The 24,858-nt window shown below is 56.3% G+C and carries 19 protein-coding genes and 1 riboswitch; of the genes, 5 read left to right on the forward strand and 14 right to left on the reverse strand.

All coding sequences use genetic code 11. The features are described from left to right. Positions 1-62: 62 nt before the first annotated feature. The 4 genes from Q1W15_RS20245 to Q1W15_RS20260 all read left to right on the forward strand — a co-directional run bounded on the left by Q1W15_RS20245 (position 63) and on the right by Q1W15_RS20260 (position 8,055). Positions 63-6,149, forward strand: a complete 6,087-nt coding sequence (locus Q1W15_RS20245) for a M3 family metallopeptidase (RefSeq protein WP_300731409.1) — start codon at positions 63-65, stop codon at positions 6,147-6,149. A 291-nt stretch (positions 6,150-6,440) separates the two neighbouring features. Beyond that, positions 6,441-7,046, forward strand: coding sequence for an SCO family protein (locus tag Q1W15_RS20250; RefSeq protein WP_300731412.1), 606 nt, complete (start codon positions 6,441-6,443; stop codon positions 7,044-7,046). Between the two features lie 28 nt (positions 7,047-7,074). After that, positions 7,075-7,548 (forward strand): copper chaperone PCu(A)C, encoded by a 474-nt coding sequence (locus Q1W15_RS20255; RefSeq protein ID WP_300731414.1) that lies wholly within the window; start codon positions 7,075-7,077, stop codon positions 7,546-7,548. 3 nt (positions 7,549-7,551) lie between these two features. Continuing rightward, positions 7,552-8,055: a GNAT family N-acetyltransferase gene (locus Q1W15_RS20260; RefSeq protein WP_300731468.1), complete on the forward strand. Its 504-nt coding sequence runs from the start codon at positions 7,552-7,554 to the stop codon at positions 8,053-8,055. Between the two features lie 3 nt (positions 8,056-8,058). Here Q1W15_RS20260 and Q1W15_RS20265 read toward each other — a convergent pair whose 3' ends face one another. The 14 genes from Q1W15_RS20265 to Q1W15_RS20330 form a co-directional block, all read right to left on the reverse strand. Continuing rightward, entirely contained in the window at positions 8,059-9,402 is a 1,344-nt protein-coding gene (locus tag Q1W15_RS20265; RefSeq protein WP_300731417.1) for an OprD family porin, read from the reverse strand. Beyond that, positions 9,399-9,836: a pseudoazurin gene (locus Q1W15_RS20270; RefSeq protein ID WP_300731420.1), complete on the reverse strand. Its 438-nt coding sequence runs from the start codon at positions 9,834-9,836 to the stop codon at positions 9,399-9,401. Before Q1W15_RS20270 ends, Q1W15_RS20265 begins: the two co-directional genes overlap by 4 nt. A 21-nt stretch (positions 9,837-9,857) precedes the next feature. Continuing rightward, positions 9,858-10,649 (reverse strand): ABC transporter ATP-binding protein, encoded by a 792-nt coding sequence (locus Q1W15_RS20275; RefSeq protein WP_300731423.1) that lies wholly within the window; start codon positions 10,647-10,649, stop codon positions 9,858-9,860. Next, a complete protein-coding gene (locus tag Q1W15_RS20280; protein WP_300731426.1) occupies positions 10,646-11,662 on the reverse strand; it encodes an iron chelate uptake ABC transporter family permease subunit in 1,017 nt (338 codons plus the stop codon). Before Q1W15_RS20280 ends, Q1W15_RS20275 begins: the two co-directional genes overlap by 4 nt. Next, positions 11,659-12,672 carry an ABC transporter substrate-binding protein gene (locus Q1W15_RS20285; RefSeq protein ID WP_300731429.1) on the reverse strand — a complete coding sequence of 338 codons (1,014 nt, stop codon included), beginning with the start codon at positions 12,670-12,672 and terminating at the stop codon, positions 11,659-11,661. Before Q1W15_RS20285 ends, Q1W15_RS20280 begins: the two co-directional genes overlap by 4 nt. 119 nt (positions 12,673-12,791) lie before the next feature. After that, positions 12,792-12,988: riboswitch (cobalamin riboswitch) on the reverse strand. Positions 12,989-13,043: 55 nt separating this feature from the next. Next, entirely contained in the window at positions 13,044-15,926 is a 2,883-nt protein-coding gene (locus tag Q1W15_RS20290; protein ID WP_300731432.1) for a glycoside hydrolase family 99-like domain-containing protein, read from the reverse strand. Positions 15,927-15,932: 6 nt separating this feature from the next. Then, entirely contained in the window at positions 15,933-17,282 is a 1,350-nt protein-coding gene (locus Q1W15_RS20295) for an ABC transporter ATP-binding protein (protein ID WP_300731436.1), read from the reverse strand. Beyond that, a complete protein-coding gene (locus tag Q1W15_RS20300) occupies positions 17,272-18,090 on the reverse strand; it encodes an ABC transporter permease (RefSeq protein WP_300731438.1) in 819 nt (272 codons plus the stop codon). Before Q1W15_RS20300 ends, Q1W15_RS20295 begins: the two co-directional genes overlap by 11 nt. Next, the gene (locus Q1W15_RS20305) at positions 18,090-18,218 is read right to left on the reverse strand and encodes a hypothetical protein (protein ID WP_300731441.1); all 129 of its coding nucleotides are present in this window, start codon (positions 18,216-18,218) and stop codon (positions 18,090-18,092) included. Before Q1W15_RS20305 ends, Q1W15_RS20300 begins: the two co-directional genes overlap by 1 nt. Further along, positions 18,215-19,102 (reverse strand): glucose-1-phosphate thymidylyltransferase RfbA, encoded by an 888-nt coding sequence (rfbA, locus tag Q1W15_RS20310; protein WP_300731444.1) that lies wholly within the window; start codon positions 19,100-19,102, stop codon positions 18,215-18,217. The genes Q1W15_RS20305 and rfbA overlap by 4 nt, the downstream gene beginning before the upstream one ends. A 71-nt stretch (positions 19,103-19,173) precedes the next feature. Next, the gene (locus Q1W15_RS20315; protein ID WP_300731447.1) at positions 19,174-20,115 is read right to left on the reverse strand and encodes a glycosyltransferase family 2 protein; all 942 of its coding nucleotides are present in this window, start codon (positions 20,113-20,115) and stop codon (positions 19,174-19,176) included. Positions 20,116-20,541: 426 nt separating this feature from the next. Continuing rightward, positions 20,542-21,444, reverse strand: coding sequence for a hypothetical protein (locus Q1W15_RS20320; RefSeq protein ID WP_300731449.1), 903 nt, complete (start codon positions 21,442-21,444; stop codon positions 20,542-20,544). Positions 21,445-21,594: 150 nt separating this feature from the next. Continuing rightward, positions 21,595-22,893 (reverse strand): MFS transporter, encoded by a 1,299-nt coding sequence (locus tag Q1W15_RS20325; protein ID WP_300731452.1) that lies wholly within the window; start codon positions 22,891-22,893, stop codon positions 21,595-21,597. A gap of 36 nt (positions 22,894-22,929) precedes the next feature. Further along, positions 22,930-23,703: an SDR family NAD(P)-dependent oxidoreductase gene (locus Q1W15_RS20330; RefSeq protein WP_300731454.1), complete on the reverse strand. Its 774-nt coding sequence runs from the start codon at positions 23,701-23,703 to the stop codon at positions 22,930-22,932. A gap of 140 nt (positions 23,704-23,843) precedes the next feature. Between Q1W15_RS20330 and Q1W15_RS20335 the strand changes: the two genes are divergently transcribed. Then, entirely contained in the window at positions 23,844-24,722 is an 879-nt protein-coding gene (locus Q1W15_RS20335; RefSeq protein WP_300731457.1) for a LysR family transcriptional regulator, read from the forward strand. Positions 24,723-24,858: the final 136 nt, after the last annotated feature.

The following is a 24,858-nucleotide window of genomic DNA, read 5'->3' on the forward strand; positions in this document are numbered from 1 at the left end:
ACGCCTGCCCACGTTCTCCCTGAGTAGATTGCGATTTTCGCAATGTTATTCAGGGAGAGCGCATGCTCGACACAAACCCGCTACTGAACACCGGTGAGCTGCCGTCATTCTCGACGATTCGCGCTGAGCACCTGGTACCCGCCATTGAACACATCCTTGCTGACAGCCGCGCGAAAGTCGCTGACATCATCGTCAGCCAAACACCGTTTCCGACTTGGGACGATCTGGTGCTGGCTATGGATGAGATTAAGGCTCGACTGGAAGAAGTTGTTCACGTCATTGAGATTCTCTCCAGCGTTCACACGCACAAGGCCTGGACCGATGCAGTCGGCGTCTGCGGGGAGCGGGTGGCGCAGTACCGCGCGCAGTTGGCCGAGAACACGGCGTTGTATGAGCTGTACCAGGCCTTGGCCAACAGCCCTATTGCCGCGTTGTTTGATCGTGCCCGGCCCCGTGTACTGCAGAAGATACTCCAGGAATATCGCCAGGCCGGGTTTCATCTCGCGCCGGTGGATCAACAGCGGCTGCGTGAGTTAAAGGACGCAACCCGGCAGTTGGAGCACACGTTCAACGCGCGCGTTGAGCAGGCCACAGCCGCCTGGGGGAAACATATTGAGGACGAGTCGCTGCTGGCAGGCCTTGTGTCGTCACTGAAAAACCGAATGGCGTCTGCAGCGCGGGAGCGCAGCCTCGCGGGCTGGTGGCTGACCCTGGACGATGAGACCTTTCGCGCCGTCATGCTGCACGCGGAACACCGTCCGTTGCGTCAGGAAATGTGGACCGCCTATTACAACCGCGCCACAGACCCCGAGCCGATCAATAACGAAAGTGTACTGGCGTTACTGCTGGAAAGCCGTCATCACACCGCGCTGTTACTGGGTCAAAGGGATTACGCCGAACTGGCTCAGGAGGGCCTGATGGCAACCTCGGCGGATCAAGTGCTGTTATTTCTGCGCAATCAGCTGGAATCCCAGCGGGCAACCTTTGCACGTGAGACCCGTCAACTTGAGGGCATGATCGAGGCGCACAACATCCCCGTGCTGGAGCCTTGGGACCATGAATACCTGGCGCAGAAGGTACGCGTTTCAGAGGGCCAGCCTGCGGATGCACTGCGCGATTTCTTTGCGCTGCCGACGGTTCTGGAGCGGCTTGTCCACTTTACCCGTCAGCTGTTTGGCGTTGAACTGGTTGAGCGTGAGCGGTTTGATCGCTGGCATCCGCAAGTGCGCCTTTTCGAAGTCGTTGAGCATCAGCAAACCCTTGGGTACCTGTATATCGACCTTCACAGCCTCGGGGCGATGGATGGGGCGGTGGACATGTTGACGTTACGCCATCGACGAATGACGGCAGAGGGCCGGCCCCGATTTCCGGTGGCCGTCCTGCGCGGGCAGTTTATGAAAGGCGAGGGTGCTCAGCCCAGCCTGCTGGATCACACCCAACTGCGTATGCTGATGCATGCGTTTGGTCATTGCCTGCAGCACCTGCTGGGAGAGCAACCGTATCGTGACCTGTCGGCACCTGGCCGCCTGGCACCGGATTCCATTGAGTTTGTAGGCCAGGTGATGGAGCAGTGGTGCTCAAGTGTTCAATTTCTGACGTGGATGTCGCAGCACTATGAGACGGGTGAGCCCCTGCCGGCCAATACCGCCTTGAGCATTGTTCGCGGGGCACGCACACAAACCAGTTGGGAAACCGCTCAGCTGTTATTGCTCATGCTGCTTGATATTGAGGTGCATCGTGCCCGGAGCGAAGGCCGTAGCCCACAGGCAGTGTTCGAGGCGCTGAATACGGAAGTCGGGCATCTGCGTTGGTCCTACTGGGTGAATCCGCTCAACAGTAACGATTTGATAGCCTCGTCACTGGCAGCCCAAGGCTATTCGTACAAAGTGTCGGGCGTACTGGCCAGCTTGGCATTTGATCGCTTTAGCCGTGAAGGCCTATTCGACGCAGCGGCGGGGAGAGCCTTCCGCGATGCATTTTTTACCCCAGCCGACACCCGGTCGTTGAGAGAGTCCCTTAAGGTTTTTCTGGGAGACGACGCCGCAGGACGTCTTTATTCGCCCTCCGCCTTACACCTCAGAGCAGACCCTTCAGCCGATATCGCGGCACTGATCAGCCAATTGAGGGTATCGCAGCAGGGCATGATCCGACTTAACGATGCCATCCCCCGGCCCGGTGATGTGGTGGCGCAGTACTTAAAGGCGTGGTTCGAGAGGGCCTTCCCGGCACTGTCAGCCAGCGTGGCGGTGCTTGACGTCGGCATACGCAAGGTGCACGACACGCTGATTCCCATGGCAGAACGTACCCCCGAGGGGCCGCAGTTCCGTCGCACCATTATCGCCAGTACTGCGTTGCAGACGCTGTTTCTGCAGGCGGCCGCAGGACGCTTGAACACCGCTGAACTCTTTATCGAGCTCGATGCCATTGAGATCGTTCTGGATTCGGACGGTAGCCAGACCCTTCCACAGGCGCTAAACACCAGTGAGGCAAAGGTTGCCTTTGAGCGCCTGTTGATCGAGACCCGCCCGGTCATGTTTGAACACCTGTGGGAAGGTGCCCTCAGTGCATTTTGGGCATCCACCCCAGACTTCACGCAACAGCGGCCTGTGAGTGAATGGCTGGCAGACGAGCTGCGTTCACAACTGATGGCACAGGCCAACCTTCAGGCGCTGGACGGTGCGCTTACCTCTGCGCTGCACAGGGTCGTGACCGACTATGCACTGTCAGCGCCAAGCGCACCGGCACGAGCAAGCCTGGCCGACGCCCTGCGCCCCGGGGTTTATGGGCTGGTCTATACGCCAGCGCGATGGAGAACCAGCCTGCCGGTTCACGATTGCGTGGTACTGACCCAGCGCGACAATGCCATCAACCCGGGGGCTTGCGTGTTGTGGTGTCTGGGTGCACCGCTGGAAGTGTTCCACAGCATGGCTCAGCTTAAATCCCGCTTGATCGAGCGAGGGGAGGCGGTTGGAACGCTCAAGCATTGGCCGCTGTCAGACAACTTTCTGGAGCATCAGGTCACGGGCTTGCGTGATCGGCAGAAAAACCGTGTTCTGGAGGTGCTGCGTGACGGCCCTTATGAAGACGATGGGGTTCATGCCTGGGCTACGCGGCTGGACGCGGCCCCCGACCTGGGTGAACAACTGGACCTGGCGGTTCCTCTTAATACGCGTGCATTCCACCAGAAACTCGACCAGTTGGATGACTGGTTGCGCAGTAACCGCCACGCCACGGGCAAAGACCGGCTGGCGTGGTGGAAAGCGTCACGCGACTGGCAAAGGGCTGTGGCAGACCTGGCACAGTTGCCGCCAGACCCCGTCATGCTCGCCACGCCCGAGGCCATTGAGGCCTGGACCCGTACTGAACTAGGGTATTTGATCAAGGGGCACTATCCGCCGGCTGATCCCGATCGAGTGTTTCTGACCATCGAGAAAAAAATTATCGACCCGCATGCGCCTACGGGTTCTTCTCCTTATGGCTCGGGTATCTCCATGTCGACGCACAAAGGGTCGGTATTCGACCGGCGCTCATTGACCCAATGGGCGATATCAAACCTGACCCCGGACGAAAGCAACGCTCGCGATTACCTGATAGAAGGCCCTTTGAATTTCCAGGCGATACGCGACCTGGTGGCGGCTGCAAACATCGGGGCCCGTCTTGCGCAATGGTTGCCGCCCGCTGCCCGCCGTACCGAAGCAGTGTGGCGTAGCGTCAAGGCCCGACAAATGCGCGCTGAACTCTGGACGGCCCACGTATCAGGCGACCTCCCGGTCGATCAGAACGCGACGTCGCTAAACAGGGTTCTGGCCGTGCTCGACGGGTTGCAGCCCAAGGGCCGTAAACAGGTTAATGGCCATGAGGTAGCCGTGTACCAGCTCAAATGGGGCGCGAGTACATTGCGGGAAGTGCTGGCGTTTGGTGCTCGTGACCTGGAGCACCAACCGTCTTTAACGCTTTACACCCCGGGGGCACAAGACGGGCGGGTGTTCCGGGATGTTCGAGCGGATGTTCACACCGACCTGCTGCCTGCTGCTGTAAAGGCGCTCACGGCGACGTCGCTCATGACCCTTTGGTTGATTTCAAAACTGCCGTTGGCCGATCAGGCTGACCAGATTGCCAGCTTGGAATCCCCCGACAGTGAGCGCAGCCTTGGCGAAAAAATCACGCGGTTCGTGCAAGGTATTTTTTCGCCGCACGCGTCCCGGCCTTTTGAGGGGCTTTCCCGTTACGGCACATTGGCGCTGGTGGATTACGATCTGCTTGAAGCGCTGTATGACACACAAATAGCCCATGGCCTTAATGCGGTCGATGTGTTGACCGTGTCCCACGCCGAACGCGACAGTGCAGCCGCACAGGAAGGCCGTCGCAAAGGCGTTTCGCTGCTACTGGGCATGCTATCGACTCCCCAGACCCATCGTTTCGGCGGAATATTGGGGCGGGCCATTTTGCCCACAATGATCGGTGGTGCAGCGGTCTCGTCCATCAGGAATGAGGCGGGCAGCACCAGCCAGTGGTTGAGTGATTTTATCGGTGCCTTAGGCGAGGTGGTGGTCGAGGCGGGCGAAGACTTGATCATGAGTCGGGCAGGCCGACGCGGCGGCAGGGCTGTCGCCAAACGGCGTATGCTGCTCACGCCGCTTGCGCCCATGGCGGACCCCGAGCTACGTGCGCTCCGAGACGAAGGGGTGGATGTCAGCAACCTGGTACCGCAGGGGCGAGATCTCTACCTTGGTCAGGGTGGCCAGGAGTATGTGCACCTTGACGGCGACTACTACAAATCCAGGCTCCAGAGTGCGGGGCGGTTTGTCCATTCGGCACGCAATATCTCGAACGCGCGTAAAGTGGTTTGGGAGCAGGGACGCTGGCAAGTGGAGGCTGTCGGGCGTGTACTGGGCGGCGGCCCCGTCATGAGTCTGTTCAGAACCCCGGAAACGCCACAGCAGAAAAAATACAACGCCTTGCTGGAGGCGTATTTGGTCGATGAGCCCAATCCGCCTCGGGAGTTGGCGCGCCAGGCAGGTGACATGATTAATGCCATGCCGGACGCTTTGGCCCAGCGGTTGCTGGATGAGTGCATCATTGACGCGCGGGTCAGCGGTATTGAAGCGTTTCGTGCCCGCATAAGCCTGCTACAGCGCCAGCGCAGGCTGACGACGGAGCATAAGGCGCAGCATGACTCGCTGGTGTACAAGCTCGACCTGTGGAGCGCCATTCATGCGTCGTCTGTGGATTTTGAAGCCCGAATCCCTGGTTTGCGACTCTCCGATGTGCAAAAAATAAAGATGTTTGATACGGCATTGCCCTACCGCAATGCGTACTACCAGACGTCCGGCATGAACATCGCTTCAATGCCCGATAATGTGACGGGTGCCGTCTTTATTGGTATTTCACCGCAGCGTGGCAAAAAGCGCGCGGCGCTGGACAAGATCAACAAAGACTACAACGACCTCTATACTGACCTGAACCAGAAAACGCTCAGTGACTTCCAGGCACAATTCCCGGGGCAGGGGCCAGAGGTGCAGGCCGCTGTGGAACGCTACCTGGCCGTTCCCGAGAACATTGCGCGTCATAGAAAAGCCAACCTTGAACACTTGCGCGCGCTAATGAAGGCCCGACGCATGCCGGGTTTGCTCACTGAAATCAGGAGTAAGGGGATTCCTTACTTTGTCGCCATCAAAGGGACGTCTCAGCGTGCAATCATGCTGGCCACCAGCCAGGACATCAGTGACTTCTCAAATAATCTCACGCGGTACACCGAGGCCTTTGAGGTGCACCCCGTGACTCAGGCAACGACTCATAAAGTGAGCGCGACGCCCTCTGCGAGCAGCGGGCAACCGGCCGTCCCGGCAGTGCCCGCCTCCGACCGGTTTACCGTTACGACCAGCGCGCTGGCGGACACACAAATGGCCTATGACAACTTCCCGGAGGCGGCCCGTATTAAAGTGGGCAGTATCATGGATGACATTCGCGCGGGGCGGGCAACCAGTAAACGTATTAATGGTTATTACTGGTACGACCTGGCCCAGCTGGACCCTGGCAGCGGCAGAGGAGCCTGGCGCGCCGCTTTCCAGCGTACGGGCGATAGCTGGGAGTTACGGGGGTTTTATGACTACCACTCAGACCGGGCAGCCACTGTTTGGGGGGACTGAGACGCACCGGTGTGCGGCAAATTGAGCCTGAGTCGATTTGCCGCAGGTGCCCTTGGGGCCCGGTTTTACAGGCCGTGAGTGGCACTGCCCACAACCGGTGGGCAGACCCACCGTGCGAGCAGCAGGGGAGAGTGGTAAATTCTGTGCCCGTCAAACACGTCTATTCCACAGCAATCGTGCGTGCCTGGCCTTTTTCGCAGGCTGGCTGCGCACACCCTGACTCAACGGTGCAGGGCAAAGGCCTGCTTCTCGACAGTGATCGGGCCAGCAGGCCGCTTAAAGGAACCTTACATGAATGATTTACTGACTCGCCGCCATGTGGTCAAAGGCCTTGGCTTGCTCAGTCTTGGGTTGCTCGCAGGTTGCGATCCCGGCAGTGGTTTGTCTTACAAGTACGGCAAAGACTTGAGCAACGAGATCCTGGGCCGCAAGTTCAAGCTGCGGGACGTTGATGGCAACGAGATGATGCTCGGTAGCTTTCGCGGGATGATGCCGATGATTTTCTTCGGTTTTACCCAGTGCCCGGCCGTGTGCCCTACCGCACTGGCCCGTGCTGCCCAAGTGAAGAAAATGATGGGCCCGGATGGCGATCGCCTTCAGGTGGTGTTTATCACCCTGGACCCCGAGCGCGACAAACCGGCCATGCTCGATGCCTATGTAAAAGCCTTTGACCCGACCTTTATCGCGTTGTCCGGCACGCTGGAAGAAACCGCCGCGACGGCCAAAGAGTTCAAGGTGTTTTACGAGAAAATCCCAAGCGGCAATACCTACACCCTGTCGCACACCGCCACCAGTTTTGTCTTCGATACACGTGGCGTACTGCGCCTGGGGCTGTCACCGTCACTGTCGGCCAAGCAGTGCACCGAAGACCTGCTGACCGTTATGTCAGTCTGCTGATTAGCCTTTTTTGAGTGAGTACTATCATATGAAGCCCGTTAAGTATCTGTTGCTGTCCCTGCTGGGCATGAGCCTGCATGTCTCGGCGCAAACCACGGTGGATGACGCCTGGGTACGCGCGACCGTTGCCGGGCAACCTTCGAGCGGTGCGTTTATGCGTTTGACTTCGACCACGGACAGCAAGCTGGTTGAGGTGAAGTCTACGGCAGCCAAAACCGTGCAGATTCATGAGTCGACCCTGCACAACGACGTTATGGGCATGCAGCCTGTGAATTCAGTGGCACTGCCAGCCGGCAAGACAGTGAACATTGAGCCTGAGGGCTACCACGTGATGCTTATTGATTTGCATGAACAGATTAAAGTAGGCGATACCGTGCCGCTGACCCTGGTGGTTGAGGACAGCAAAGGGGTCAAGGAATCGATTGAGGTCAAAGCCCAGGCTCGTGCCTTGAACAGTATGCCAATGGACCATGGCATGCACGACCACGGCACTTCGCACTGAGTGCTGAACCACGTTGAACTGAGCACGGTGTCGGTGGGGCAAGCAGATGAAGTGCTTGCGTTTGTCCTGCAGGCTCGTGCCGAGTTGTTCCCCAAACTGAGCAACAGCGGCCTGCCCGCCGATCTGGCCGATTTTGAGCGGGTGTACCTCGACGGTGAGGGTTGCTTTTTGGTCGCCCGGTGTCAGGGGCGAATCGCCGCCTCGATGGGCTACCTGCCTTATGATCACCGCTTTATGCAGCTCGATTATCGCGGGTTAAAGGTGGTCGAAGGCGTGCGTCTGTTTGTGTTGCCAGCCTTGCGTCGTTCGGGCTTGGCGGGGCTGTTGTACCGCGAACTCGAGGCACGGGCAGCGCAGGCTTCGGTCGATGTGATGTATTTGCACACGCACCCGTTTCTGCCCGGAGCCATTGAATTCTGGCAGCGGCAGGGCTTTACAGTCGTGGATACTGAAGCTGACCCGGTGTGGCAGACGACCCATATGGAGCGTCGTCTGCCGCGTCTTTAAGGCTTAGAACCTGCCGGTCAGCGGGTATTCGACGGCCAGACGGATCTGGTCAGTGTCCAGTTCGGCTTGAGCGACATTGCCGCGATGCACGTTGTGCCGCAACGACACCGCCATGCCCTTGGCCGCGCCGCTTTGCACCACATAACGGGCCTCCAGGTCCCGCTCCCAATGCTTGCCGCCCTTGCCATAACCCAGGTAGGCGTACCCGCCGCGCGGGTCAACATGGCTACCGTCAATCTGGCTGCCGCGCACATACGCCGCACTCACGTTCAGGCCCGGCAAGCCCCAAGGGGCTAATGTCAGGTCGTAACGGGCTTGCCAGGACTGTTCGTTGGGCGCGTTGAAGTCCGACAATTGCACGGCATTACTGAGAAAGATCGCCCCCCGGGTGACGTAATCGAACGGTGTATCGCCGTGTACCTTCTGATAACCCAGGCCAAAACTGTGCGGGCCGTGGCTGTAGGTGCCCATCAGACTCCAGGTGGTGTTGTCGATGTTGCCCGACAACGCCTTACCTTCATCGGTGGTGCGGTACAGGTTGAAATTCAGCGACAGTGCGTTGTAGTCATCGATGGCATGGCTGAAAATGCTGCCCAGGTAATGCTGGTTCCAGGTGTCTTCATAGCGTGAACTGTAAAGGCTGGCGCTGAAGTTGTTGGTTGGGGTGTATACCAGGCCCGCGAGGTCGAAAGCGTCACCCTTGGGGCCGTTGGAATAGTTCACCACAAAGCCCTGGTTGTGGCTGCTGGCGTTGCGGTCAGTGCTCTCGGTGAAGTGCCCACCCACCATCTTCACGGCATTGAACTCGTTGCTGGTCACAAACACACCCGTGGCGGTTTCGGGCAGCAAGCGGCTGTCAGATGAGCTGAAAACGGGTGTTTTCACGCGTTGCTCGCCGTAGGACACGGTGGTATTGGACAGGCGCAGCTTGAGTGCGGCACCGCCACGGCTGAACTCATTCTTGGGGTAACCTTCGTTATCCAGCCCCAGCAAGCGTGCCTTGCCCGCCCGGCCGCCGCCAGTGTCCAGTTTAACGCCCAGGTAAGCATGGGCATCGACCCCGACGCCAATCAGACCTTGGGTAAAACCCGACTGGTACGTGCCCATCAAGCCATAGGCCCATTCTTCGGCAGCCCCATTGCGTTCAGCGCGAGGCTTGTAAGCATTGCGCGCACCACTGTTGCGGGCACCATGACGATACTCGCGGCTGTCGTAGATCGTGCGGTTGAGCAGGCTCCAGGTGCTGTCTTCAATAAAACCGTTGGCCTCGGATTGGGCCGAATCGGCCAGCGCCAAAGGGCTGGCCAGCGCAAGCAGCAGGGCGGAGCGGGGTCCAATGGCGGTCATTTCGCGGCCTGCTGCTCAAGGGTCAGGTTTAAACGGTCCAGCGCCCGCTTGGGCAGGGTCGCAGGCAAGGTCGGCCCAGGCTCGGCCGGTTCGCCCACCTGGATCAGCATCACCATGCCCATCGCCAAGTGCGGGATGCACTGGATACCGTAGAGCCCGGGCACGGTGAAGGTTTGCTCGATTTCTTCATTGATCTTGCCTTTGAATGTGTCGGCCCCTTCCGGCCAAACGCCTGGCAAGGTTGCAGCGTTATGACCGCTTTGGGTCGCAACGAATTTGACCGTGTCGCCCGGTGCAATGCGCAGGTAGTCCGGTTCATACACCATGCCCGCCGTAGCGCTACGGGTAAGCATCTTCACTTCATGGGTTTCGGCCAGTGCGGTCGTACCGAACAGCGCGGTGGCAAGCAACAACGTCAGGGATGAAATACGCATGATTAACTGTCCATAAATCAATTATGAATAACGAAACCGCAAAATTCGGGCCCCGTCAAAAGGGTCGATCAAGTAATGCGCCTGCACACCGAATGTGTCGTGCAAACGCTGCGGGGTCAGCACTTCATGGGGCTCACCCAGGGCCACGAGCCTACCCCGTTCCAGAATCGCCAGGCGGTCACAACTCAGGGCCTGGTTGAGGTCATGCAGGGCGATAAGGGTGGTGACGGGCAGGGCGTGTACGGCGTGCAAAATCGCCAACTGATGCTGGATGTCCAGGTGATTGGTGGGTTCGTCCAGCAACAGAATCTGCGGGCGCTGGGCCAGCGCCCTGGCAATGTGCACCCGTTGCCGCTCACCGCCTGACAAGCTGCGCCAGAGACGATTGCGCAGGTGCGTAGCGTCGACTTGAGCGAGGGCCTGTTCGACAATGGCTGTGTCGGTGTCTGCCCAGGGGCGCAGTGCTGACAACCACGGTGTGCGCCCCAATGCCACGGCATCGAACACGCGAATACCTTCGTGCGTGTCGGCTTGCTGCTCTACTACCGCCAACTGCTGCGCAATACTGCGTGCAGGTAGCCCCTTCAGGCGCTGGCCCTGCAACCACACTTCGCCCTGGCCAGGCTGACGCAGGTTGGCCAGCAGTTTGAGCAGGGTCGACTTGCCCGAGCCGTTGGGCCCGACAAGGCCCAGGGTCTCACCGCGCTGCACACTCAGGTTGATGCCCTGCAACAGAGGGGTGTCACCCACCCGGTAGCTCAGGTTGCTACAACTCAACGCAATGTCGTTGGGACGTGGATCAACCTGACTCATGGGGCGTTCCTGCGGCTGATCAGAATCAAGGCAAACACCGGTGCACCGATCAGGGCGGTGACCACGCCGACCGGGATAATCTGGCCCTTGATCAACGTGCGCGAGAGGATGTCAGCGGCAATCAGAAAAACAGCACCGCCCAGTGCACTGGCGGGCAGCAAACGTGTATGTCCGGTGCCCAACAACAGCCGGACAGCATGGGGAATCACCAGCCCGATAAAGCCGATAGAGCCCACCAAGGACACCATCACCGCGGTCATCAGGGCGGCGCAACTGATCAACACCCACTGTACGCGGCGCACCGGGATGCCCAGCGAGGCTGCTGAATCGGCCCCGAAAGTGAATGCATCCAGGGCGCGCCGGTGCCACAGGCACACACCTAAACCGACCAGCGTGACAGGCACCGCCAGCCACACGGAAGGCCAGCGCACGCCACTGAGGTTACCCAGTAGCCAGAACAGGATGCCCCGCGCCTGTTCGGCGCTGGCCGACTTGGTGATCAGGAAGGCGGTGATGGCGTTAAACAGCTGCGCCCCGGCAATCCCCGCGAGGATGATCTGCCCGGTGCCACTGGCAGGGCCGCTGATACGTGCCAGCAGCATGACCAGCGAAAAAGCAGCAATCGCCCCGACAAAGGCCCCCGCAGACAATGACACCGCGCCCGCTCCAAAGCCCAGTAGCGCGACCAGCACTGCGCCGGTAGACGCCCCGGCAGAAATACCCAGCAGGTAAGGTTCGGCCAACGGGTTACGCAGCAGTGACTGCAAAATCACCCCGCACGTCGCCAGGCCGGCCCCGCAGGCCGCTGCGACCAGGGCGCGGGTCAGGCGGTAATTCCACACAATGCCTTCATCAATCGGGTCCAGCACATAACCTGCCGCCCACAGTTTATTGGCCAACACCTGCACCACGACGTGTAGCCCGATAGGTGTTTCGCCCAGCGTCACTCCAGCCAGTACTGCGCACAGCAACATCAGGAAGGCCAATAGCGCGGGGAGCAAGCGTGCAATCATTTCGGCAAATCGAAACGGTTAATGGCAGTGGCCAGGGTTTCAAGCCCTTCAAACATCCGTACGCTGGCCTGCATGGCATCTGCGTCCAGAATAATGATGCGGTCGTTTTTTACGGCATCCATAGTGCGTGTTACCGGATCAGTACGTAAAAACGCCAATTTTTTCTCAACATCGTCAGCCGGGAAGCGGCGGCGGTCCATACGAGCGATGACCAGAAACGTCGGGTTGGCCTTGGCCAGCGTTTCCCAGCCCACGGTTGGCCACTCTTCGTCGGAGGTCACAACGTTGCGTACACCCAGGGTGTTGAGCATAAAGTCGGGAATGCCCTTAAGGCCCGCCACATAGGGGTCGATATCCAGGTCGGCACTGGAGAACCAGAACAGGGCGCTGGTGTGCTTGAGGTCCTTACCCTTGAGCGAGGCAATGGTTTTATCCAGGCGCGCCTTGAGGTCGGTGTTCAAGTGTTGGCCCTTGTCCTGAACATCGAAAATTTCGGCCAATTGGCTGATGCTTTTGTAGATGCTGTCGATCTGGAAGGGTTGCAGGCGGGTGCCGTCGGCACCCACCAGGTTGTCTTTGCCTTCACAGTCGGACGGCATCAGGTAGGTCGGAATATTCAGCTCGTGGAATTGCTCGCGGGTACCGACTACACCTTGCGGGCCCACCATCCACTCCAACTGCACCACGACCAGTTCCGGACGCTTGCCGATCACCGCCTCGAAACTGGGATCGTTATCGGCCAAACGCTCGACTTTGGCGTTCTGCGCCTGGTACTGCTGCGCCAGATCGTTGAACCACAGCGACGTGCCCACCAGTTTGTCGCCCAAACCCAGTGCATAGAGCATCTCAGTGCCCGCCTGACCAATGGTCACAGCGCGCGCAGGCGCTTGCTTGAACGTGAGTGCGGTGGCGCAGTTGTCGAGCGTGAGGGGGTAGTGGGTGGGGGCTGCCTGGGCGAAGGCGGACAAGCCCAAGGCGGTCATCAGGGTAGCAACGCGGGTCAGCAGCATGATGCAATCTCCATTTGGATCGTACGAAACACAGGGCGTACGGTCTGGAAACACATCGTCGGGCACGGACGCAGAAGTTCTGCGGCAGCCGGGATGTCCTTCCCGGACACCCCGCCGGTCAGTTGATACTCGTGGCCGGCAGGTCTCCTGACTGATGCGTCATTGCCATGCTCCAGCCTTCCCGGGTATCAACCCAGTGGCTATCAAGGAGCAGACTCGGCACCTACAGTTGCGGGGGCAGTTCCGGTGAGTGCTGCGTGAGCACTGCGGATTCCCTTTTAATCCCATGACGGGGACCGGCGCGGCATGTTAGTCGAACAGACCGCGCAGTGGGTAGGAATGACTGTCTTAAAAGGTTTCAGTGCACTGCGTCAGCAGACTTCAACGCTGTACCCCGACTTTTTTGCCAACAAACAAAAGACTCTTTCAATGGCGTGAGGGAGGGTGCCATCCACCAGCCCGTGCTCAATATCAAAGTCTGCGGATGTGAACAGACTTAAATCAGCCAACGCCTCTGGTCTGAACCAAAACATGGAGCCCGCTGGGAAAACATCATGATGGAAGTCAATCCCCAGCACCTCGCATGCGGTGGCGACACCCGCGCGGTTGTCTGCCATGTTGGGAGCGTTATGAGCCATCAAGTAACGCTCAGGAATGATCATTCCCAGGGTGCTATTGGATTCGAAGCGTTCAACGATGGCTCTGATGGATTTTTCATCACCCATGATGCTGCCCAGCAGGTCCATTCGAATATGATCACCGTCCACGCGATGAAGACTACGTTTAGTGTGAACCTTGCAAACGGCGGAGTAGCCCTGTTCTTTCACGCGATCAATCATCTTGATGAAAGGCAAAACATCCCGGCCCCGGTTGTCATAGAGTTCCACTACCGCCATGGGGTAATCGGCCAGTACCAGGTCAATGGTCTCTTTTTTTGTGGTGGTGACAAACAGGTCAAAGCCCAAGGGGGTCATCGCAGCAAGTTTTTCTTTTATTTCAGACCATAATTCGAAGTAGTGAATGTGCAGCATGACGGCGACTTTGTTTGTTCTGGTAGCCGGCGGACTCTTAAAGTCTGAGCGCAACGACTCATCATAATTGGCAACAACATCATAGGTCGCCTGCAGGTACCCATAACCGTACTTTCGGTCTGGCTCCAGGTGCGTGCCTTCAGCCCATTCATTCCAGGCATTAATGAAAACGAGTTTCTCATCTTTATCATATTTTTGAGCATGGGCCATATTGCTGCACAGTGCTGAAAGCCACTGCTTATAGCGCATCAAGCTGAACCCATGAAATGAATGGCTTTGATTTTGCTTTCTCGCCGTGTTGTCCCATGACAGCATCGCGGTTCTGAAGAGTTTATAATCAGGTTCTTTTTCGCGAACCGCAGCGGCGGCCACTTGCTCATAGCTATAAATGCAGCCCTTGAAATTTGGGTTGGTCAGTGTCAGTTGGTGGCTGATCTCATAGCTTTTCGCAGTGTGTGGCGGAAACTCTACCGAGGCATCGAATCCGAATGCTTCGGGGCCCAGAATGCCAAAGCTTTGAGCGCATATTAAATACAGGTCGCTAAATCCATGTTTCTTTATTTCTTCGCGCCACACGTTAACGGTGTGCGCCATATCAGGGATAAGAGAGACTCGGTAGATGATCAGTACGGGCCTTCCATTGATCCGAATATAGCGTGGGTCATTAAAAAACTTCACCAGGTATTGAATAAAGGCGAGTGAGTCTTCATCACTGTGGGCTTGGGCAATCAATACATCGTTTTCTTGCCCATCCCAGCGCCGCGTCCAGTTCTCATTGGCCCAGGTCAAACAGAAGGGAAGGTCTACCTTGGGGTTTGCCAACATCATCTCAAGTGGCGTATCCATAAGGATTTTACCGGCAAACCAGTAGAAGTAATAACTGAAACCATGGATGCCGTATTGTTTGGCCAAGCTTGCTTGTTCTTCCATGACGGAAGGCACTCGCAAGTCATAGTAGCCGTTATGAATAGGACAGTGTGGTTGATAATGCCCGATGTAATTTTTTTCAGCCTTTGCGACGTTGGACCATTCAGTGAATCCTTTGCCCCACCATTCATCGTTCTCAGGAAAAGGGTGGAATTGCGGTAGATAGAAGGCGATCAATTTAACTGCCGGGTTTATCGCGGGGTTAGCATGGTATTCGGTATAGCCTTCATGAGTGTCGTCAAACACAATAGTAGGGATATTGTGGTGATCCGCTTGATCCGCAGTGATGCGAATATTTAGTAATTGCCGGATACGGGTTTTGTGTTGCACCGAAAGCGGCAAGCAACGCCAGATAACCTTGAGTGAGTGATAGAGACCTGGTTGTAGCCTCCCAGGCACGCGTAGAAGTAATCGTTTTAAAAAGCGCAGCGGTTTTGTCAAATACCAGGATTGACTGCGTAAAACACTCTCCAATTCGCCGGTAGCTTTTTCAGAGAGTGCTTTTAATCGCTGGGCTTCCTGAGACAGTACGTCCAGTTGGCTGTTGCGCTCTTGCAACGCTTCAGTGAGATGCGTGATTTCACTGTCTTTTTTTTCTGTGGATTGGTTGAGCGCCTCAATAGTGCTTTGTTGCCCGATGATCAGGCTGTAGTCAGGCGGGTAGCTATAGTTCGGCATCACTGCTTCTTTGTTAGTGTCGTAGCCGCAATGAAATACACCGGCTGAATCCTGGATGCGTTGAGGGTAAAGCGACGCAAAACGCTGATCCTTGACAATGACTGCGACAAAATCATTCCACATGCCTTCGCCGTTGATCTGCCCGTGTCTGGACCCCAAAAAAGACTCCAGCAGTACTGTGTCATAGCCGTTATGCCGGGACCAGTTAACCAACGAAAGCCCGGCGTCGGGGTAAAACCGCCAACTGTCGATGGGGTAGCGATGAACCATTCCATTGCTGGGCGCATTTAAATAGATCAACCCGGAGGGTTTGGTAATACGTACGCACTCTAGATACAAGAGCCAAAAAAACTCGGCATGTTCAAACACCGAACTGCAAACAACCACATCAACCGTGTCATCTTCAAACGGCAAGCGATAAGGATCGGTTATCAGAATATCAACGCCACGCCCATCAACAAAGTCGACACCCTTATACTCTGCGCCTGCGGGACAATAGGTTCTGAGTGAACCGTTAATGTCTTGAGCACCGACGTCGACAATTATTTTCCCTGTGAAGTCTCGGGCGCAGTAAGTTTCAAAAAATTTTTTTCCATATTTCATAGCCGATTCGTGCATGGACAGTTACCTGGAGCGGGAGAGGGTAATATGCGACATGGGAAGGCCGATCAGGCCGCTAGAGACACTGGTAGATTCAGACTTGAAGTGGATGGCGTCATGGATCCAGTGATGTTGAACATGGCTATGTTGACTGCCATTGGCAATCGCGACACTCACGGAATAATCTCCGGCGGCCAATCGCGGCATCAAGAAAATAAAACTGGCACTCAATGTATCACCTGCTTGGCTGCAGACTGGTTGTTCCAGGTAACTCAAGTAAGTATTGTCCCCGAACAGGGCCTGACCCAGTTTGTCCTTGATGTGGAAGCCAATAATGGGAGCCTCAAGCATCAAATGTGCGATGGCTTCTATTTTCAGGCACACGGTTTCGCCCCCCACAATCCATGCCAGCGGGTGCCCCTGACTATCGAGGAATTGCACCCGTGTAATGCGTGCACGTCCTTGTCCAAAGGAGGGCGCGTCAGGGTTAAACGCAAACAAGCGAATATCATTTCGCAAGTTGCTGGCATTGATAAAGGCGTGTCGCTGATCTTTCAGAGGTTCGTCAGTGTGGGCAATGGTTTTGATACATGCGGTGGTACTTTTACCCTGTTGCGCTTCGTAAAAGGCTTCCAGGTAATGGTCGCAGACCTCTTTCGGAGAGCCCTGTTGAATAACACGGCCTTTTTCCAGCCAGATGGCTTTATTGCACAGGTTTCTAATGGAGCCGGTGTCGTGACTCACAAACAGGATGGTGCCGGTTTTCATAAATGAACGAAGGAAACGCATGCATTTTTGGGTAAAAAACACATCACCAACGGCCAGGGCTTCATCAATCACCAGAATGTCTGCATCGACGTGAGCAATCACTGCAAACGCCAAGCGCAGCATCATGCCACTTGAATAGGTTCTGACGGGTTGTTCGATGAACTCGCCAATATCGGCAAAGGCCACGATGGCATCGAAACGCTGGTGAATCTCTTCTTTACTCAATCCGAGCACAGCGCTGTTCATGTAGATATTTTCGCGGCCACTGAACTCCGGGTTGAACCCCGAGCCAAGCTCAAGTAACGCAGCGATGCGACCCTGTGTTTGAAGTGTGCCACCTGAGGGGTTGAGTGTGCCGCAGATCATCTGTAGGAGCGTGGATTTACCGCTGCCATTACGGCCGATAATACCGACGGTTTCACCTCGTTTAACCTCAAATGAAACATCGTGCAGCGCCCAAAAGTCACGAAAATATTGGGTGGGCGGTTGTTTAAATACACGCTGAAGGCGCGGCACGATGAATTGCTTGAGCCGGTCACTCGGTTGTTCATAAATCTGGTAGCACTTGCTTAGATTAGTGATCTTGATGGAGATATCAGAGGACATCGGCAAACCCCTTGCGCACCTTTTGGAACACGGCAAAGCCCAGCCAGGCAATAACGGTTGCCGTTAGCAGGTAAATACCCAGCATGAAAAAGTCGGGTGTTCGGCCCCAGAAAATAATATCGCGGGTTTGTTCAATCACCGGGGTGAGGGGGTTTAGATACAGCAACGAGCGGAAGTTTTCAGGTAACGCGCTAGCTGGATAAAAAATGGGGGAAAGGAACATCAGCATGGTCGTCAAGACACCGACGAACTGCGCTATGTCACGTATAAAGACACCCACGGCTGCCAGTAGCCAACTCAGGCCCATGATAAAAAGCCCAAATGGCAGCAGTATCAGTGGCAGGTAAAGTACCGTGGCCGGAGGTACACCGAAGAACACGAGATAGGCCAGCAACCACACAACCAGACTTATAAGTGAATGGAACAATGCAGCCCCCAGATTGATCCAGGGCAGAATTTCCAAAGGAAATACCACTTTCTTGACATAGTTGGGATTGGCAACAATCAGCCCGGGAGCCCGGTTTATGCATTCCGAGAAAAGATTGAAGACGATCAACCCGGCAAACAGTACCAGCGCGAACTCTGTTCTGGAGCCGTTACCCGTACCCCAACGGGCCTTGAAAATCACACTGAAGACAACGGTATAAACCGTCAGCATGAGCAGTGGATTCAAGAATGACCAGATGATGCCCATGACTGAACCGCGGTAACGGCCCAGTACATCGCGTTTCACTGCCGTTCGGATAAGGTTCTTGTTGCGCCACAGGCTTGCTGCCATTTCGCGGGGGGAGGCTGAAAAGTGTCGCATCAGGCACCCACTCCGGTTTCAGTCAGGCGGGTGGGCGTGCTCTGTTTTCCTTTGCGGGTGTACCCGGCACTGTCGCGTAGGTCGTGGGCGTTTCGATCCTTGGCCGTTGTAACTGGCGCAGCAATCATGAGCACACCTGCTCATTTAAAATACGCATCAGGTAGTGGCCGTACCCATTTTTCAGCAAGGGAGTGGCGAGTGCTTCCAGTTGCTCGGCGCTGATCCATTTTTGGCGGAAGGCGATCTCTTCCGGGCAGGCGACTTTCAGGCCCTGGCGGTGCTCCAGGGTGGCAATGAACTGGCTGGCTTCGAGCAGCGAGTCATGCGTGCCGGTATCCAGCCAGGCGTAACCGCGCCCCATGACTTCGACAGACAAGTTGCCTTGTTCAAGGTAAAGACGGTTCAGGTCGGTAATTTCCAGCTCGCCACGGGGTGACGGTTTGATGCTTTTGGCCATTTCGACCACCTGCCGGTCGTAGAAATACAGGCCAGTGACCGCGTAGTTAGAGGTTGGCTGAAGGGGCTTTTCTTCCAGGCTGACCGCTTTGCCCTGATCGTCGAACGCGACCACGCCATAACGCTCAGGGTCTTGGACGTGGTACGCAAAGACACTGGCCCCCTGTTGTTGCGCCATCGCGTTTTGCAGCAGTTCGTTGAAGTGATGGCCATGATAAAGGTTGTCACCCAAAATCAGAGCGCAAGGGTTGTTGTCGATAAAGCTTTGCGCAATGAGAAAGGCCTGCGCCAGCCCGTCCGGGGTGAGCTGTACGGCATAGGACAGGTTCAACCCCCAATGGGCACCGTCGCCTAACAGTTGCGCGAAGCGTGGGGTGTCTTGCGGTGTGGAGATAATAAGGATGTCGCGGATGCCCGCCAGCATGAACGTGGCCAACGGGTAATAGATCATCGGTTTGTCGTAAACCGGCAGTAATTGCTTGGAAATGGCCAGCGTTGCAGGGTGCAGGCGTGTGCCTGAGCCGCCCGCCAGGATGATGCCTTTGCGCGTGTGCATAAATAGACTCCGGGTATTTATATAACGTGATGTTTTGGCTGCGCGGCCTGGTCGGCATATCAACAGTGGCGTTATATTTTTTTTATGAGCGCTGCGAACATTAACCCCAGGGTTCCAAATAACGTTTGCCGGTGCAGCCCAGCGCGTAGTACACCGATGACTCTGGGTATTAGGCCGCGAGTACGTGCCGCCTTGAAGTGGTTTAAGACGCTTTGGTTCTTTTTAGTCAGACGGTGAAACATGCTGCCAAGAGCATGCAAGTTCTGAGTGTTCCAGTTGTAAAAACGTCCTTTGAGCATCATTTTTATACGGTGATGGCGTGCGCGCCAACTACAGTTACTGCCCACAAGATTGCCGTTATGCTGACGGTAAAGTACTGAAGGTTGCGGGTCGTAGCGCAACATTCCGCCAACCCCTGAAATCAGTTGATAGGCCCACCAGTCGTGGGAGGGTATAGTCAACTGATTGCCCGCTTCTTGTATTAGAACCCGTGCAGCCTGGTTGAAAACCATGGTGTTGCCACCCCCTATATTTTGCACCAGTGCATTGGTAAAACAGGGCGGCAAATAAAACCTGGGCGAAAACCCAAGGTGTGCACCAGCTTCGTCTATCAACCGGGTACGGCCGCAATACAGTGCCGGCACGGATGCCGGAATGGTTTCCAGCCACGCCAGCGCGGTTTCAAGTTTTTCGTCGAGCCAGATATCGTCTTGATCGGCCCAGGCAAAATAGTCGGCCTCTATATCGGTGCGACAGGTCAGCGTGAGAAAGTTTTTAACGAAGCCTTGTTGTTCACCCGGAACCAAACACAACCGCTCGCGCCCCCAACGAAGTGTATATTCTTGTATAATGTCGAGCGTTTGGTCTTGAGAACCATCGTCCGAAACAAACAAGCGCCAGTTCACGTGTGTTTGCCGCTCAAAAGAATCGATTTGCTCAGCGATAAAGCGTTCGCCATTGAAGCTGCACATAAGTATGGCTACAGACGGGCGGGCAGGAGTGCAGGTGTGCACGATGATTTATCCTAAAACAGTGAGACAGTGGTGGAGGCAGCTTGATTTCAAAGTGCCAGGTGTGGGGCACCTGTTTCCTGAGTGGTTCGGCACTAAATTGATCGAGAGAAAGTAGGAGCCATACCCATGACTTTGCCCAATTCACTGGCAGGTGTATGTAATCCTTATCCTTTAATGCGTAAGGAAGTTTCACTCCAATCGAAGGCTTTGCCGAGTGACGCCCCATATTCACTGTCTAGACCCGTAGGGTACCCAACGCTAGCTGGGCAATGTGCATTGCTGGGCAAAATGGTTCGTCTGAATAGCGTGCGCGGTTTTTTCCAGGGAGCGCCTGGTATGGTCAACTCCGCTAAGCTGGCAGGTCCTTGTGATGTGTAGTCCGGTATCCTGACCCTGCTCCTAATGCCGCACATTCCCACAAGACGATCAGTTCACCCGATACGTATAAGTGATAGCCGTGAGCAACCCATGGGCTCCTAAGGTCACCTCGCATAAGCCGGTTGTCTGAGTGGGCAGGTGAACATAGAGGTGGTTTTCATCGAGGTAGGCACCCGGGCTACCGAGAATTTGAATACCGGCGGGGTCAAATAGAATATCGCCCTGCGTTTGAACCTGTACAAACACGTGTGGAAGCCGAATGGGTAACGGCGTGTTTTTGGCTACCGTGCCCAGATCACTGGTGCCCAATGCCTGATTACGCGCGTTGATAACGGTTGCAGCTGGCATCTGGTTGAGTACTGTCAGGTCTTCAAATGAATTGCTTTGCACCAGAAGGTTTTTCAGAAGTGTCAGTTTACTTAGCGAGTCGGGTAACTTTCCGGTCAGGTTATTGTTGTTTCCCAAGTCCAGTCGTTCCAGTTTTAGCAGGTTGCCGATAGACTCAGGAAGTGCCCCGCGCATAATACCCAGCGGGATCTGGGAGCTCAGGTTCAGTTGCGTGAGTGCGGTCAGGTTGCCGATCCAGTCTGGTATGTACTTCAGCTGGCTGTTGACAAAATGCGCCGATGTTAAATGGGCCAGTGTTCCAAAGTCTTCCGGCAGTTGGGTGATGAACTGGCGCTCAATCACAACTTCCCTCAACGCTCTTAAGTGACCAATACCTTCGAGGCTGGTGATTTTCCTCGGCTCACCACTGAGTACTCTGAAGACCGTCACCTTATCAAGCATATCTTGGGTCACGGTATCTTCAACCGAGACCGGTGTACCCGTGGCCAAACTAATGGCGGCGGCAACGAGTTGAGCGAAAGAAATGTCGGCAAACAAGTCTTTTACAGGGGCAGGGATAATGTCAGCGGTAAAGGCCTTGGCATTGAACGAGTGTTTTGACATGGAGTCATTCCGTCGGTGATGAGCGAAATGATTTTTTAAGGCATTGGCCTGAATTTTATAACTGTAAGAAGTAACAGTTCAGTAGATTCATTTGGAATAGTGCCCGGTAGTTTCATACCGGGCTAACGAGAGAGGATCTGGCGGGGCGCGTTATTTACGAATGTTTACCCAAGCCATTAACAAGGCTGAAGACAGTACGCCTGCGGTCATGAAGATGTAAGCCGCTCCGGGGTTGCCGGTCAGCCCGATCAGGTAGCCCACGATCCACGAGCCGATAAACGCACCCAAAGCCCCGCAGGCATTGATCAGGCCAATGGCACCACCAAACACGTTGGCGGGCAGGATTTCGGGGATCAGTGCAAAGAATGGCCCGTAAGGCGCGTACAAGGCTGCTCCGGCGATGGTTAGCAGGGCAAACGATAGCCAGAAGTGCGATGAACCCAGCAAAAACGAGCAGAAGAACGCCAGTGCGCCGAGTGCCAGCAACGGCCACACGAAGTGTTTGCGCTGCTGGGTTTTGTCCGACGCCCAGGACACCGCGAGCATACTGCAGACTGCCGCCACATAGGGCACCGCACTTAACCAGCCGACGGTGACAATATCGGCGGCTGCCGCCTGCTTGATGATGCTCGGCAACCACATAATGAAACCGTACACCCCGATGCTCCACAGCGCGTGCACGCAGCACAGTTGAATCACAATCGGGCTGGTAAAGGCCTGGCGGTAATTGCGCACCTGCTTCATGCCTTTTTGCTCATCGGCCAGGGTGGCGGCCAACTGGTCTTTTTCCTGCTGGGTCAGCCAGTCCACCTGGTCGGGTTTGTCCCGCGCCATGCGCCACCAGACAATCGCCCAGAGCAAGGCGGGGGCCCCTTCGATCACAAACATTTCACGCCAGCCCCAGGCCTGAATCAGGTAACCCGACAGCACCGACATCCACAGCACTGTTACCGGGTTGCCCAGCACCAGAAAAGTGTTGGCCCGCGAGCGCTCCTTGCGGGTGAACCAGTTGCTGATAAAGATCAGCATCGCCGGCATGACGGCGGCCTCGACAATCCCCAGCGACACCCGAATCACCATCAGCATCGGGATATTGGTCACCAAGCCCGTGGCCATGGCACACAGGCCCCACAGGATCAGGCTCCAGAACACCAGTTTGCGCACACTGTATTTCTGCGCGTAGATGGCCCCCGGCACTTGAAAGAAGAAATAACCCAGGAAGAACAGGGCCCCGATCAGTGACGACGTGCTCTTGGTAATGCCCAGGTCTTGTTCGATGCCGGCCGCACTGGCAAAGCCATAGTTGGCCCGGTCCAGGTAGGCCAAGCTGTAGGTGATGAAAATCAGTGGAATGAGGTACAGCCAGCGTTTAGTGGCAAAACCCTTGGGTTTCACGGCAGGCGCGCCTGCGGCATCCAGTGTGAGTGCGTGTTCTTTGAGCGTGCTCATGGGGAACCCCGTTCTTATTTTTTTGGGTGTGTAAGGTCAAACAACGCTGGTCAAACCGCCGTCCACGAAGAGGGTTTGGCCATTGATAAAATCTGACGCCGGTGAGGCGAGGAACACCGCCGCGCCGCACAATTCTTCGACCCGGCCCCAGCGCCCGGCCGGCGTGCGTTGGCACAACCACTCGCTGAACGACGGGTTGTCGACCAGCGCGCGGTTCATCTCGGTGGCGAAATAGCCGGGGGCCAGGCCATTGGCTTGAATGCCATGGCGCGCCCACTCGGCGCACATGCCTTTGGTGAGCATCTTGACGGCCCCTTTGGATGCGGCGTACGGCGCAATGGTGGGGCGGGCCAGCTCGCTTTGCACCGAACAGATGTTGATGATCTTGCCGCGCCCCCGCGCAATCATGTGCCGCGCGACCGCCTGAGACACATGGAACACGCCGTCCAGGTTGACCCGCATCAGTTCATGCCAGTCGTTGGCGTCGAAGTCTTCCAGCGGGGCACGGCGTTGCACTCCAGCATTGTTGATCAATATATCGAGGGGGCCGGTGTCGGCTTCAAAGCGGTTGATCGCCTCAAATACGTGTTCGCGCTGGGTCACGTCGAACACGGCACATTCGGCGTGCAGGCCTTCATCACGCAATTGAGCGGCCACCGCATGAGCTTTGTCGATATTGCGATCGTTGATCACCACCGTGGCTCCCGCAGCGCCCAGGCCACGGGCCAGTTCCAGCCCGATGCCCTTGCCTGAACCCGTGATGAGAGCGCGGCGTCCATTGAGCTGGAAGCTGTTAAGGTTGAATGACATGCTGTTCTCCCTACGAGCGGATTATTATTTTGGCGCTACTTCAACCCAGCATCGGGGGAGCGTCCAATCGTCATTCATGATCTCGTCATCAATTATTTTGATAAGGGCCCGAAGTGGCCTTTTTTGCGCGGAGTCACCCTGTGGAAATCAGACACTTGCGATCCTTTGTCACTCTGGCCGAAGAGCTGCATTTCGGGCGTGCAGCGCAACGGTTATCGATTGTGCAACCGGCACTGAGCATGCAAATCAAGCTGCTTGAAGAGGAGTTGGGCGTACGCCTGTTTGAGCGCAATCGGCATTCTGTGATGCTGACGCAGGTGGGCGCGGTGTTTTTGCCCGAGGCGCGGGCCACTTTGCATCAAGCCGCCCATGCAGCCGATATCGCCCGGGCTTCAGGGCGGGGGGAGAGCGGTCGTGTACGCTTGGGATTTGTGTCTTCGGTATTGCCCGAGCTGTTACCGACCCTGGTGCGCACGCTGCACGAGCGGTTTCCGCAGATTGAACTGGAACTCAAGGACATGCCGGGGCCGGATCAGGCCAGCGCCTTGAAAAATGGCCAACTGGATTTTGGCTTGATGCGGTTACCGGTGGTGATCCCGGGTATCCAGACCCGTGAGGTTTTGCAGGAAACCTATAACGTTGCAGTTCCCGCAGATCACCCGCTGGCGGCATACGAGAGTGTCTCGCCCGCCGCGCTGGCCCCTTTACCGGTGTATGTGTTGGCCCGCCGTTATGCGCCTGGGTTTTACGATGAACTGATGCAAGCGCTCAACCGTCAGGGCGTGCAACTGCACATCGCCTCGGAACTGGGCGAATTCACCACCATGCTGGCCTTGGTGGCGGCAGGGCTGGGCATTGGTCTGTTGCCGGCCAACGCCGGGCGCGCGTTACCGGCTCACGTCGTGGCTCGGCCATTGGATCTGGGCAGCTACCGGGCCACCACCGGTCTGGCCTGGGCAGACCTGAACAGCACGGTCAAACAGACCGTCTTTACGGTCATCAGTGACCGACTGTTCTAGGCTCTGTACGAAATGTATCTGCGCTCGGTTATGCGGCGTTGAAAACAGGCTCGGAATGCTCATTTACAACCCGTAAACTCCGCTTCCTCGCCTGTTTTCGCCTTGCCTAACCTTCGCTCGAAAACATTTCGTACAG

It is taken from the genome of Pseudomonas sp. (genome assembly GCF_030150285.1).
Taxonomy (GTDB): domain Bacteria; phylum Pseudomonadota; class Gammaproteobacteria; order Pseudomonadales; family Pseudomonadaceae; genus Aquipseudomonas.

Bases quoted from the DNA above. Each gene is read 5' to 3' on its own strand.
- Q1W15_RS20245 (WP_300731409.1), top strand. From the start codon at position 63: ATGCTCGACACAAACCCGCTACTGAACACCGGTGAGCTGCCGTCATTC.
- Q1W15_RS20250 (WP_300731412.1), top strand. From the start codon at position 6,441: ATGAATGATTTACTGACTCGCCGCCATGTGGTCAAAGGCCTTGGCTTG.
- Q1W15_RS20255 (WP_300731414.1), top strand. From the start codon at position 7,075: ATGAAGCCCGTTAAGTATCTGTTGCTGTCCCTGCTGGGCATGAGCCTG.
- Q1W15_RS20265 (WP_300731417.1), bottom strand. From the start codon at position 9,402: ATGACCGCCATTGGACCCCGCTCCGCCCTGCTGCTTGCGCTGGCCAGC.
- Q1W15_RS20270 (WP_300731420.1), bottom strand. From the start codon at position 9,836: ATGCGTATTTCATCCCTGACGTTGTTGCTTGCCACCGCGCTGTTCGGT.
- Q1W15_RS20275 (WP_300731423.1), bottom strand. From the start codon at position 10,649: ATGAGTCAGGTTGATCCACGTCCCAACGACATTGCGTTGAGTTGTAGC.
- Q1W15_RS20280 (WP_300731426.1), bottom strand. From the start codon at position 11,662: ATGATTGCACGCTTGCTCCCCGCGCTATTGGCCTTCCTGATGTTGCTG.
- Q1W15_RS20285 (WP_300731429.1), bottom strand. From the start codon at position 12,672: ATGCTGCTGACCCGCGTTGCTACCCTGATGACCGCCTTGGGCTTGTCC.
- Q1W15_RS20290 (WP_300731432.1), bottom strand. From the start codon at position 15,926: ATGCACGAATCGGCTATGAAATATGGAAAAAAATTTTTTGAAACTTAC.
- Q1W15_RS20295 (WP_300731436.1), bottom strand. From the start codon at position 17,282: ATGTCCTCTGATATCTCCATCAAGATCACTAATCTAAGCAAGTGCTAC.
- Q1W15_RS20300 (WP_300731438.1), bottom strand. From the start codon at position 18,090: ATGCGACACTTTTCAGCCTCCCCCCGCGAAATGGCAGCAAGCCTGTGG.
- Q1W15_RS20305 (WP_300731441.1), bottom strand. From the start codon at position 18,218: ATGATTGCTGCGCCAGTTACAACGGCCAAGGATCGAAACGCCCACGAC.
- rfbA (WP_300731444.1), bottom strand. From the start codon at position 19,102: ATGCACACGCGCAAAGGCATCATCCTGGCGGGCGGCTCAGGCACACGC.
- Q1W15_RS20320 (WP_300731449.1), bottom strand. From the start codon at position 21,444: ATGTCAAAACACTCGTTCAATGCCAAGGCCTTTACCGCTGACATTATC.
- Q1W15_RS20325 (WP_300731452.1), bottom strand. From the start codon at position 22,893: ATGAGCACGCTCAAAGAACACGCACTCACACTGGATGCCGCAGGCGCG.
- Q1W15_RS20330 (WP_300731454.1), bottom strand. From the start codon at position 23,703: ATGTCATTCAACCTTAACAGCTTCCAGCTCAATGGACGCCGCGCTCTC.